Source organism: Streptomyces sp. NPDC053673 (assembly GCF_055585225.1).
Window position 1 is genome coordinate 79,775 of the sequence record NZ_JBVJKN010000030.1, and the last position, 11,888, is coordinate 91,662.

General features: G+C 70.2%; 11 protein-coding genes. 9 read left to right on the forward strand and 2 right to left on the reverse strand.

Going from position 1 to position 11,888, the window contains the following annotated elements:
* Positions 1–77 precede the first annotated feature (77 nt).
* The 5 genes from ACZ6ZQ_RS30910 to ACZ6ZQ_RS30930 all read left to right on the forward strand — a co-directional run bounded on the left by ACZ6ZQ_RS30910 (position 78) and on the right by ACZ6ZQ_RS30930 (position 5,587).
* Positions 78–1,454 carry a phosphomannomutase/phosphoglucomutase gene (locus tag ACZ6ZQ_RS30910; protein WP_469771818.1) on the forward strand — a complete coding sequence of 459 codons (1,377 nt, stop codon included), beginning with the start codon at positions 78–80 and terminating at the stop codon, positions 1,452–1,454.
* Positions 1,455–1,763: 309 nt separating this feature from the next.
* The gene (locus tag ACZ6ZQ_RS30915; protein ID WP_453663151.1) at positions 1,764–1,946 is read left to right on the forward strand and encodes a Trm112 family protein; all 183 of its coding nucleotides are present in this window, start codon (positions 1,764–1,766) and stop codon (positions 1,944–1,946) included.
* A gap of 81 nt (positions 1,947–2,027) precedes the next feature.
* Positions 2,028–3,161 carry an SIS domain-containing protein gene (locus tag ACZ6ZQ_RS30920; protein WP_469771819.1) on the forward strand — a complete coding sequence of 378 codons (1,134 nt, stop codon included), beginning with the start codon at positions 2,028–2,030 and terminating at the stop codon, positions 3,159–3,161.
* A gap of 192 nt (positions 3,162–3,353) precedes the next feature.
* Entirely contained in the window at positions 3,354–4,505 is a 1,152-nt protein-coding gene (gene manA / locus ACZ6ZQ_RS30925; protein ID WP_469771820.1) for a mannose-6-phosphate isomerase, class I, read from the forward strand.
* Positions 4,506–4,609: 104 nt separating this feature from the next.
* Positions 4,610–5,587 carry a cation diffusion facilitator family transporter gene (locus ACZ6ZQ_RS30930; protein ID WP_469771821.1) on the forward strand — a complete coding sequence of 326 codons (978 nt, stop codon included), beginning with the start codon at positions 4,610–4,612 and terminating at the stop codon, positions 5,585–5,587.
* Positions 5,588–5,735: 148 nt separating this feature from the next.
* Here the strand turns inward: ACZ6ZQ_RS30930 and ACZ6ZQ_RS30935 are convergent, their stop codons facing one another.
* The gene (locus ACZ6ZQ_RS30935) at positions 5,736–6,236 is read right to left on the reverse strand and encodes a PTS sugar transporter subunit IIA (protein ID WP_469771822.1); all 501 of its coding nucleotides are present in this window, start codon (positions 6,234–6,236) and stop codon (positions 5,736–5,738) included.
* Between the two features lie 25 nt (positions 6,237–6,261).
* On the opposite strand from ACZ6ZQ_RS30935, the gene ACZ6ZQ_RS30940 reads away from it, so the two are divergent.
* From ACZ6ZQ_RS30940 to ACZ6ZQ_RS30950, 3 genes are all read left to right on the forward strand, one after another.
* Positions 6,262–6,465 (forward strand): hypothetical protein, encoded by a 204-nt coding sequence (locus ACZ6ZQ_RS30940; RefSeq protein ID WP_469771823.1) that lies wholly within the window; start codon positions 6,262–6,264, stop codon positions 6,463–6,465.
* A gap of 379 nt (positions 6,466–6,844) precedes the next feature.
* A complete protein-coding gene (ahcY, locus tag ACZ6ZQ_RS30945; protein WP_469771824.1) occupies positions 6,845–8,302 on the forward strand; it encodes an adenosylhomocysteinase in 1,458 nt (485 codons plus the stop codon).
* Between the two features lie 337 nt (positions 8,303–8,639).
* Positions 8,640–9,254, forward strand: a complete 615-nt coding sequence (locus ACZ6ZQ_RS30950; protein WP_469771825.1) for a hypothetical protein — start codon at positions 8,640–8,642, stop codon at positions 9,252–9,254.
* Positions 9,255–9,266: 12 nt separating this feature from the next.
* Here ACZ6ZQ_RS30950 and ACZ6ZQ_RS30955 read toward each other — a convergent pair whose 3' ends face one another.
* Positions 9,267–10,271: an RDD family protein gene (locus ACZ6ZQ_RS30955; protein WP_469771829.1), complete on the reverse strand. Its 1,005-nt coding sequence runs from the start codon at positions 10,269–10,271 to the stop codon at positions 9,267–9,269.
* 214 nt (positions 10,272–10,485) lie between these two features.
* Between ACZ6ZQ_RS30955 and ACZ6ZQ_RS30960 the strand changes: the two genes are divergently transcribed.
* Entirely contained in the window at positions 10,486–11,493 is a 1,008-nt protein-coding gene (locus tag ACZ6ZQ_RS30960) for a stage II sporulation protein M (RefSeq protein ID WP_469771826.1), read from the forward strand.
* Positions 11,494–11,888: the final 395 nt, after the last annotated feature.

Genomic DNA, 11,888 nt, shown 5'->3' on the forward strand with positions numbered 1-11,888 from the left:
GTGCGGAGGCGTTGGCGGCTGCCTCAGCTTCTGCGGGTAGTTTGAGGCGACCGCAGAGAATTCAGGAAGGTTGGGCCGTGGCTGCTTCTGCTGCTGCTGATCTGTCGCAGATCGTGAAGGCGTACGACGTCCGCGGGGTGGTGCCCGATCAGTGGGACGAGTCGCTCGCCGAGCTCTTCGGCGCCGCCTTCGTCCAGGTGACGGGCGCGGACGCGATCGTCGTCGGCCATGACATGCGGCCGTCGTCACCGGGGCTCTCCGAGGCCTTCGCCCGCGGCGCCGCGGACCGCGGCGCGGACGTCACCCTGATCGGGCTCTGCTCCACGGACCAGCTGTACTTCGCATCGGGGCAATTCGGGCTGCCCGGCGCGATGTTCACGGCGTCGCACAATCCCGCCCAGTACAACGGCATCAAGCTGTGCCGGGCCGGCGCCGCACCGGTCGGCCAGGACTCGGGCCTCGGTGAGATCCGCGCGCTGGCCGAGAGCTGGCTCGCCGAGGGCGCTCCGGCCCCCGTACCGGCACCTGGTTCGGTCAGCAACCGCGACACCCTCACCGACTACGCAGCCCACCTGCTGTCCCTTGTCGACGTGGCGTCGATCCGCCCGCTGAAGGTCGTCGTGGACGCGGGCAACGGCATGGGCGGCCACACGGTCCCCACCGTGTTCGCCTCGCTGCCGGTCGAGCTCGTGCCGATGTACTTCGAGCTGGACGGCACGTTCCCGAACCACGAGGCCAATCCGCTGGACCCGAAGAACATCGTGGACCTCCAGGCCCGGGTCCGTGCCGAGGGCGCGGACATCGGCCTCGCCTTCGACGGCGACGCCGACCGCTGCTTCGTCGTCGACGAGCGCGGCGAGGGTGTCTCCCCGTCGGCGATCACCGCACTGGTCGCCGCCCGCGAGCTGGCCAAGCACCCCGGCGGCACGGTCATCCACAACCTGATCACCTCGTGGTCCGTCCCCGAGGTCGTACGCGAGCAGGGCGGCAAGCCGGTCCGCACCCGTGTCGGCCACTCCTTCATCAAGGAGGAGATGGCCCGCACCGGCGCCATCTTCGGCGGCGAGCACTCGGCCCACTACTACTTCCGCGACTTCTGGAACGCCGATACGGGCATGCTCGCGGCCCTCCACGTCCTGGCCGCCCTCGGCAACCAGGACGGTCCCCTCTCCGAGCTGGTCGCCCGCTATGACCGCTACCGCGGCTCCGGCGAGATCAACTCCACGGTCGCCGACCAGACCGCACGGACCGTCGCGGTCCGCGAGGCCTTCGCCTCCCGGGACGGCGTCACGACCGACGAGCTCGACGGCCTCACGGTCGCCACCGACACCTGGTGGTTCAACCTCCGCCCGTCCAACACGGAGCCTCTCCTCCGCCTGAACGTGGAGGCTCGCGACGAAGCGACGATGACGGCCATCCGGGACGAGGTCCTGCAGCTGGTGCGGGGAGCCTGACAAACCGTGCGGCCCGGGGCGCGACCGACTGTCCCGGGCCGACTGTCCCGGCCGACCGCCCAAGGCAGCCGGTCGCGCCACATGCCCGTGGGGCTCCCGCCATGTGATCGTGGTGCTCCCGCCATGTGACCGCGCGACCGTGGCGACGCGACCGTCGGGACGTGACCGTCGGGACATGAACCCTCTCGTCCGGACGGGCGACCCACAGCCGCCGCTGCCGGAGGCACGGGCCGCCACGCCGAGCCGCGCAGGCCGCCCCCCAGCGGTAGGCTGACGTGGCCCAAACCGCATGTTCGAAGGGACACCCCCATGCCGCTCGAAGCCGGTCTCCTGGAGATCCTCGCCTGCCCGGCCTGCCACGCCCGACTGAGCGACCAGACGGCGACCGACACTCCCGAGCTGATCTGCACCGGCAAGGACTGCGGCCTGGCGTACCCCGTCCGGGACGACATTCCCGTCCTCCTCGTCGACGAGGCCCGCCGCCCCGCCTGACCCGTCCGCGTACCCCGCGCCCCGCCCCGCGCACCCGCACGCGCACACGCACGTGTACGTCGACGATCGGAGGCCCACCCCATGCTCGACGAGTCACTCCTCGACGCTCCGGAAGCCCTGGCCCGCGCCGACCGCCGCGGTCTGCTCCGCGGCGCCGCGGAGGCCGGGGCGCGCGTACGCACCGCCGCCCGGCACGCCGCCGAGGCCGGGATCGCCGAGCTGAAGCCCGAGGGCCGCCCCCGCGCCGTCCTCATCGCAGGCCCCGGCACTGCCGCCATCGGAGTGGCGGACCTGCTCGCCGAGCTCACCGGCCCCACCGCCCCGGTCACCCGCCTGCACCCCACCGGTGTCGCCCCCGCCGCGGGCGCCCTGCGCTGGGCGCTCCCCGGCTGGGCGGGCTCCGTGGACCTCCTCCTCATCGCCACCACCGACGGTTCCGAGCCCGGCCTCGCGCTCCTCGCCGAGCAGGCCTACCGCCGCGGCTGCACCGTCGTCGCGGTCGCCCCGCAGCACTCCCCGCTCACCGAGGCCGTCGACAAGGTCCACGGCATCGTGGTGCCCATGGCAACCGCCCCGTACGAGCTGTACGAGGAGACGCAGGCGGCGGCGAGCCCCGGCGCGTTCTGGGCCCTGTTCACGCCGCTCCTCGCGCTCCTCGACCGTGTCGGTCTCATGTCAGCGCCCCAGGATGCCCTCCAGAGCGTCGCCGACCGCCTCGACCGCATCGCCGAACGCTGCGGCCCGGCCATCGCCACGTACAGCAACCCCGCCAAGACGCTCGCCGCCGAGCTGGCGGACACCCTCCCGATCATCTGGACGGAAGGCACGGCAGGCCCGGTCGGCCGCCGGTTCGCCGCCGTACTGGGCGAGCTGGCCGGCCTTCCCGCCCTCGCCGCCGAGCTCCCCGAGGCGCTGCCGGCCCATGGCGTCCTCCTCGCCGGCGACTTCGCGGCCGGCGCCGACCCGGAGGACTTCTTCAGGGACCGCGTCGAGGAGCCGCAGGCGCTGCGGGCGCGCGTCCTGCTGCTGCGTGACCGTACGGACAACGGCCTCACCGCCGCCCCCGCCGCACGTGAACTCGCGCTCAGCCATGACACCGCCATCAGCGAACTCGAGCCGGAGGAGGGCAGCGCCCTGGAGACACTGGCGGAGCTGCTGGCCGTGACCGACTTCGCGGCCGGCTACCTGGCGCTGGCGACGAGCGGCCACGCATAGCGAGTCACCCGGGACCCGCGGCGGGCCACTCACAAACCAGAACGTGTCCCGACACACTGCTCCGTGCCCCGACGCACTGCGGCAACCCGCACCAATGCACTGCATCGACCCGCCGTACCAACCCGCCGTACCGACACGCCGTACCGACTTGCCGTACCGACACGTCGCTCTGACACAGCGCGAAGGGACCCCATGGACCGCCTCTCCAACACCGTGCGCCCCTATGCCTGGGGCTCCACGACCCTCATCCCGGAGCTCCTCGGCATCGCCCCCACCGGCGAGCCGCAGGCCGAGATGTGGATGGGCGCCCACCCAGGTGCGCCTTCGCAGACCGACCGCGGCTCTCTGGACGACGTCATCGCCGCCGACCCCGTACGCGAACTCGGCCAGGCGGCCGTCGACGCGTTCGGCCCCCGCCTCCCCTTCCTCTTCAAGCTGCTCGCGGCCGGTGCCCCCCTCTCGCTCCAGGTCCACCCGGACCTCGCCCAGGCGAGGGAGGGCTACGCCGCCGAGGAGAGCGCGGGCATCCCGATCGACGCGCCCCACCGCAACTACAGGGACGACAACCACAAGCCCGAACTGATCTGCGCACTCACCCCCTTCGACGGACTGTGCGGCTTCCGCCCGCCCGTCGAGGCAGCGGACTTCATCGCGGGTCTGGACGTCGACTCCCTCAAGCCGTACGTCGACCTCCTCCACGCCCACCCCGAGGAGGCCGCCCTCCGCGAGGTTCTCACCGCCGTCCTCGCCGCCGACCCGGAGGAGATGGCCCACACCGTCGCCGAGGCCGCCACCGCCGCGGAACGCCTCGGCGGCCCGTACGCCCCGTACGCCACCCTCGCGCACCACTTCCCCGGCGATCCGGGCGTCATCGCCGCCATGCTGCTCAACCACGTACTGCTGCAGCCCGGCGAGGCCCTCTTCCTCGGCGCCGGCGTCCCGCACGCGTACATCAGCGGCCTCGGCGTCGAGATCATGGCCAACTCCGACAACGTCCTGCGCTGCGGGCTGACGCCGAAGCACGTGGACGTCCCCGAGCTCCTCCGTGTCGTCCGCTTCGAGGCGGGCGACCCCGGCGTGCTGCGCCCCGAGGCCTCCCCCTCCGGGGAGGAGGTCTACGACACCCCGATCGACGAGTTCCGGCTCTCCCGCTACGTCCTGTCGCCGCACGCCGCTCCCCGGGACGTGACCGCCGCGACCCCGCAGATCCTGCTCGCCACGGCGGGCCGGCCCACGGCGGGCGAGATCACCCTCGCCCCGGGGGAGTCGGTCTTCGTACCGGCGGGCGAATCGGTCGAACTGTCCGGTACGGGCACGGTCTTCCGTGCCACAGTGGTGGCCTGACGCACCGTCCACATCAGCTGCTGCAACAATGTCCCGCCGTGCCGATGCCCTGCCTCGGCGCGAGCAAGAACATCAGGAGCTTCGAGGAAGGACACCCTGCACCCATGAGCGCGTCAGGCGGAACCAAAGCGATCGTGGCGGCGCTCGCCGCGAACCTCGCTATCGCGGCAGCCAAGTTCGTGGCGTTCCTCTTCAGCGGCTCCTCGTCGATGCTCGCGGAGAGCGTCCATTCGGTCGCCGACTCCGGCAATCAGGGCCTGCTGCTCCTCGGCGGCAAGAAAGCCAAGCGCGAGGCGACACCGGAGCACCCCTTCGGCTACGGTCGCGAGCGCTACATCTACGCCTTCCTCGTCTCGATCGTCCTCTTCTCGGTCGGCGGCATGTTCGCGATCTACGAGGGCTACGAGAAGATCAAGCACCCGCACGAGATCACGGACTGGTACTGGCCCATCGGCGTTCTCGTCTTCGCGATCATCGCCGAGGCGTTCTCGTTCCGTACGGCCATCAAGGAGTCCAACCCTCTGCGTGGTCAGCGCTCCTGGAAGGAGTTCGTCCGCCACGCCAAGGCCCCTGAGCTGCCGGTCGTCCTCCTGGAGGACCTCGGCGCGCTCGTGGGTCTGATCCTCGCGCTCGGCGGTGTCGGGCTCGCTCTGCTCACCGGCAACGGCATCTGGGACGCCATCGGCACGCTCTGCATCGGCACGCTGCTGATCCTGATCGCGCTGGTGCTCGCGGCCGAGACCAAGTCCCTGCTCCTCGGCGAGGCGGCCGGCACGGAGGACGTCGAGAAGATCAAGGCGGCGATCGTCGACGGCACCACCGTGACCCGCATCATCCACATGCGTACGCTCCACCTCGGTCCGGAGGAGCTGCTGGTGGCCGCCAAGATCGCCGTGCGGCACGACAACACGGCCGCCGAGGTCGCCGCCGCCATCAACGCCGCCGAGGACCGGACCCGTTCCGCCCTGCCGATCGCCCGGGTCATCTACCTGGAGCCGGACATCTACAGCGAGGAGGCCGCTGCGGCCGGTGTGAACCCGGCGAAGTCCCCGGGTGGCCCCGGCCCGGACCTCGGCCACTGACGTACGCGCGGAGACCCGTGGACACGGAGACCCCCGGACCGAGCTGATCGGTCCGGGGGTCTCTTCTGTTTCCCGCGTTTCTCCTGTCTCTCCTGTCTCTCCTGGATCTCGCTCGCCACTGGATCTCGCGCGCTACTGACTCTCACTACTAGCTCTCGCCGAGGGCGGCCAGGACTGATGACCGGTCCGGAGCAGCCATCAACCGCTCACGGAACTCCGCGTCCATCAGCTTTCGCGACGGCGGCGCCAGGATCCGCAGATGCTCATCGCCCGGGGCCGCCTCCGGCACCGTGATCATGAAGATCAACTTGGCCTTCGTGCCGTCGAGCGACCCCCACTCCACGCCCTCCGGAGAGCGTGCGAAGCCGACGATCGGAGCCGTGGCGGCGTCGGTCTTGGCGTGCGGGACGGCGATCTCCTCGCCGAGGCCGGTCGTGCCCAGTTCCTCACGGGCCAAAGCGGCCCGTACGAGTTCCTCGGGATCCGCGACCTTGCCGGTCGTCCCGAGCATCGCCGCCATCTCGCGGATGGCGGCATCCTTGCTGCCGGCGGCAAGGCGGACCCTCACGGTCTGCCCGTTCAGATACCCGGAGAGCACCTCGGCGCCATCGGCCCCGGCCGACTTCGCAGCGGGGGCGGCCGTCTCCACCGACGGGGCCGCCGTAGGAGCACCCGTGGCACCGATTCCCGCGAGGACCGGCTCCGCCGCCTGCGCCGGCACGGCAGTCGGCACGGACACGGGAGTCGGCACCGGGGCGCGTCCGCCCGCTGTCCGCTCCTTGATTCCGATCAGCGCATTCGTGGTGACCGCTGTGACGAGGGTCCCGGCCGCGATGCTGGTGGAGCAGATCGTGCCGTTGGCGCAGATCGTGCTGTAGGTCGCGTCGCGCTGTTGATCGCGTCGTGCTCGTGTTCGCGATCCTCGCGCAGCATCGTGCAACAGATGGACGCCACGTCAAAAGGCGAAGAGCCTCCTTCCGGCGGGCCCGTGGGCCCGGGATTCGGCCGGAGTGCGGCCATGGGCGGGCTGTGGGCGGCCGCGGCGATCGGTGTAGATTCGTGACCAGTGCCAGACGTCGCTGCTGATGGCGGTCGGGCGGTCCGCGACTGTGGACCGGCCGAGGGAGAGAGGGCCTCCGACGGACTGCGCTGCGGACGTCTGCGGGCGTCCGGGCATCGCTGTGCCCGTATCGCCGCAGTGGCCGCAGAGCCATCCAGCCCTACCCACCTCTCGACCCACATGAGGAGCAGCTCGCAATGACGACTGTCGCCGCCGGCCAGGACTTCAAGGTCGCCGACCTCTCCCTCGCCGACTTCGGCCGCAAGGAGATCACCCTCGCCGAGCACGAGATGCCCGGCCTGATGTCGATCCGCAAGGAGTACGCGGCTTCGCAGCCGCTCGCCGGAGCCCGCGTCACCGGCTCGCTGCACATGACCGTGCAGACCGCCGTCCTCATCGAGACCCTGGTCGCCCTCGGCGCCGAGGTCCGCTGGGCGTCCTGCAACATCTTCTCCACCCAGGACCACGCCGCCGCCGCCATCGCGGTCGGCCCCAAGGGCACCGCGGACAACCCCCAGGGCATCCCGGTCTTCGCCTGGAAGGGCGAGACCCTGGAAGAGTACTGGTGGTGCACGGAGCAGGCCCTGACCTGGCCGAACTCGCCCACCGGCGGCCCGAACATGATCCTGGACGACGGCGGTGACGCCACCCTCCTCGTCCACAAGGGCGTCGAGTTCGAGAAGGCCGGCGAGGCCCCGGACCCGTCCACCGCGGACAGCGAGGAGTACGGCCACATCCTCACCCTGCTGAACCGCACCCTCTCCGAGGACCCGCAGAAGTGGACCCGTCTGTCGTCCGAGATCCGCGGCGTCACCGAGGAGACCACGACCGGTGTCCACCGTCTGTACGAGATGCAGCGCGACGGCACCCTCCTCTTCCCGGCGATCAACGTCAACGACGCCGTCACCAAGTCCAAGTTCGACAACAAGTACGGCTGCCGTCACTCCCTGGTCGACGGCATCAACCGCGCCACCGACGTGCTGATCGGCGGCAAGGTCGCGGTCGTGTGCGGCTACGGCGACGTCGGCAAGGGCTGCGCGGAGTCCCTGCGCGGCCAGGGCGCCCGCGTGATCATCACCGAGATCGACCCGATCTGCGCGCTGCAGGCGGCGATGGACGGCTACCAGGTCACGACCCTCGACGAGGTCATCGACAAGGCCGACCTGTTCATCACGACGACGGGCAACAAGGACATCATCATGGCCTCGGACATGGCCAAGATGAAGCACCAGGCGATCGTCGGCAACATCGGTCACTTCGACAACGAGATCGACATGGCAGGCCTCGCCAAGGTCCCGGGCATCGTCAAGGACGAGGTCAAGCCGCAGGTCCACACCTGGACGTTCCCCGACGGCAAGGTGATCATCGTGCTGTCCGAGGGCCGTCTGCTCAACCTGGGCAACGCGACCGGCCACCCGTCCTTCGTGATGTCCAACTCGTTCGCGGACCAGACGCTGGCCCAGATCGAGCTGTTCACCAAGCCGGAGGAGTACCCGACCGACGTCTACGTGCTGCCCAAGCACCTCGACGAGAAGGTCGCCCGCCTCCACCTCGACTCACTCGGCGTGAAGCTCACGACGCTCCGCCCCGAGCAGGCCGCCTACATCGGTGTCGAGGTCGAGGGTCCGTACAAGCCGGACCACTACCGGTACTGACGCTGCGGGTACCAGTAGGTACCCGTCCGGGCACCACCAGGTGCCCAGAGATACCGGCGCCTACCGGCACTCCAACCGGTACTGACGTACCCACCGCAGGCCCCCGGACCCCCGGGCACGGGGGCCTGCGGCCCATGCCGTCCCCGTCGGCCCCCGTCGTCGGGGACCAGGGCCCCGACCATCCACTCGGGCGGCCATCCGGCCAGACAGACTCCGGCCAGACAGACTCCGGCCAGGCAGCCATCCGGCCAGGCAGCCATCCGGACTCCCGGCCTTCCGGAGGGACACATCCCCCGCGTCGCTACCGGGCCCCAACGCATCGCAAGGACCCCGCCCCATGCCCCGCGGCCGCTATTCGCTCCATGATCCGCACGATCACACCCCCCTCGGTGAAGAGCACTTCCACTGTGCACCCGGCCCCTCCGGCTGGCGCTATGTCTCCCAGCTGACCACCCCCTCCGGAGACCACGCAGGCTCCGTCGACCTTGCTCTCGACGAACTCGGCCGCCCCATCCGCCTCGAACTCCACGCCTCGAGCTGGCAGGTCCGCGGCGCCGCCCTTGACGGCGTCACCTGGGTCCGCACCGATCCCACCGGCACACACGCCACCGAAGGCAATGTCCGCGCCCACGCCTTCACCGGCACCTCCCCCGCTTTCCTCGTCGCGACAGCCCGGCTGCTCCGCCTCACACCCGGCGCCCCCGCGACCCGCGTCCGCCTCGTCGCATTCACGGACCCGGTCCTCGCCCCCCGCACCGTCGACCAGTCGTGGGCCCTGGTGAAAAGTGAAGCGCACGCCACTGACAACGGCGTCCTGACCGTGGACGAATACCAGGTCAGCGCCCTGGACACCGGCGAACAGCACACGGTCCACATCGCGGGTGACGTGGTCCTGTCGGCCCCCGGCATCGAGCTCGAGGACCTCGAAACCCCACCTTCGGTCTTCCCCTGACCCGCGGCCGCCCTACGCGGGCGGCACGAACCCCGTCGCGGGCCGAGGGGCCCCCGCGACGCCGGACCCCGCCGCATCGGCCGGCGTGCCCGAGGCCGCGGAAACCGGGCTGGTCCGGACCGGAGGCACAGGCGACGGCACAGGCGACGGCGCAGACCAGGGCACAGACGCGGACGAAGACGACGCCGAAACGGGCGAAGGGGAAGAAGGCACGGGAGAAGCAGGAGGAGCCGCGGGAGTAGGCGACGGAGAGGTCATGGACGCCGAGGCCACCGCGACGGCCCGCCGCGCGTCCCGCGCCTGGCGCTCGTTCACCACGGCCGCCAGGAACGCTCCCGCCGGCACCCCCTGCGGCGCAGGCGTCCCCGTACAAGCCACCAGATCAGCGGCCAGCCGTTCCGCCAGGGACCAGCTGACCTTCGCGTCGAGCTGATGCATCCGGGTCAGGTACTGACGTATCGCCAGCCACAGATCGTCCGGCACCCCGGACAGATCGAGCTCAGCGAACCGCCCCACCAGCCACGGCGGCGGAGGAGGCACCGGCACCGCCCGGGCTGCCGGAACCCGTTCCCGTATCACCAGAGTCCCCGCGAAGACATCGCCGATCCGCCGCCCCCGCGCCGACACCAGCGAAGCGATGCACGCGATGACCCCGAAAGACATCAGGATCTCCACCACCCCGATCGCGCCACGCACCAGCGCGTGCCGGAACCGGATCGGACCGCCGTCGTCCCGTACCACCCTCAGCCCGCATGCCAGCTTCCCCAGCGAACGCCCCTGGCTGAGCGTCTCCACCGCGATCGGCGCCCCCACGAGCACCAGCAGGAACGTCGCGATCGTCACCGCCATGACCGCGGCCTCGTCCAGAGAGGCCGTCGCGACCGCGAGGCCCACGGATATCAGCAGATACGCCGCCCACACCACGGCGAGATCGATCGCGAGCGCCAGCGCCCTGCTGGGCAGCCTCGCCGGACGAAGCCCCAGTACGACGGCGTCCCCCGTCACCACCCCACTCACCGCACCCACCCCACTTTCCTGACGCACTTCGACCTTCTGGACCCCTCAGAACGCCAGTCTGCCAAGCTGACCCGCAGTGCGCCGCAGTAGATACGAGCAGTAGTACGAGTCGTAGTACGAACCGTCCGTACGGGATCCAGAGCGTACGGATCCAGAGCGAACCCGGACCGGACCGGGAACGGACCCGAACCAGTGCCTGGAGCAGCAGCCGACCATGGACCTCGACGTCTTCGTGATGACCCACCGTGCAGAGTGGGACCGCCTGGACCACCTCCTGCACCGTGGGCGCCACCTCACCGGCGCCGAGGCCGATGAGCTCGTGGCGCTCTACCAACGCACCGCCACCCACCTCTCCCTCATCCAGTCCAGCGCACCGGACCCGATGATCACCGCCCGGCTCACACAGCTCGTCGCCCGCGCCCGTTCCACGGTCACCGGCACCCGCCGCGCCTCCTGGAGTGACGCCGTCCGCTTTCTGACGGCCGGGTTCCCGGCCGCCGTCTACCGCTCCCGGCACTGGTGGATCCCCACGGCAGTGCTCTCCACACTCCTCGCCGCGATCATCGGCTGGTGGATCGGCACACACCCCGAGGTCCAGTCGGCCATCGCGGCCCCGGACGAGCTGCGCCGGCTCACCCGTCCGGGAGGTGAGTACGAGACGTACTACTCGAGCCACCCTGCAGCCTCGTTCGCCGCCCAGGTCTGGACGAACAACGCGCAGGCGGCCGCCATGTGTCTGGTGCTCGGCGCGTTCCTCTGCGTCCCCGTGCTCTGGATCCTCTTCCTCAACATGGCGAACCTCGGTGTCGGCATCGGCCTGATGTCCTCGGCCGGCCGCCTCGACGTCTTCCTGGGCCTCGTCCTCCCTCACGGCCTCCTCGAACTCACCGCGGTCTTCGTCGCTGCCGGCACGGGCCTCCGACTCGGCTGGACCCTCATCGACCCAGGCCCCCAGTCCCGCCGCACGGCCCTCGCCCAACAAGGACGCGCCGCCATCGGCATGGCGATCGGCCTCGCCCTGGTCCTTTTCGTGTCGGGCATGATCGAGGGCTTCGTAACCCCCTCCGGCCTTCCGACCTGGGCGCGCATCACCATCGGAATCGCCGCTGAGCTGGCCTTCCTCTTGTACGTGTACGTCCTCGGCGGCCGAGCGGCCCGCGCCGGGGAGCTGGGCGACGTAGACGCCGCCGACCGGAGCGCCGAGCTCCCCACGGCCGCCTGATGTGCGAGCACCCCCTGTGACCTGCTAGTCTCCTCTTCGCCCGCAAAGACCGTTGACACGGTTGGAGTGGGGAGGTAGATTCTAACGGTTGCCTCGGACTGGACATGTTCGAGTGTCACGGCTAACATCTATCTTGCTCTCGCTGGAAAACGAATTTCCGCAGAGCCAATCGATTCCTCATCCGAGTCACGAAGCCGATTAGATCGGCCGAAAAGACTCTGATAAAGTCGATATCGCCGGAAAGGCAAAAGGCCTTCCAACGGCCACCGGAAACGAAATCCAGACCGGAAACGGAACGGAAAAAGAATCTGGTAAGGTTGGAAACACCGAAGGGAAGCGCCCGGAGGAAAGCCCGAGAGGGTGAGTACGAAGGAAGCGTCCGTTCCTTGAGAACT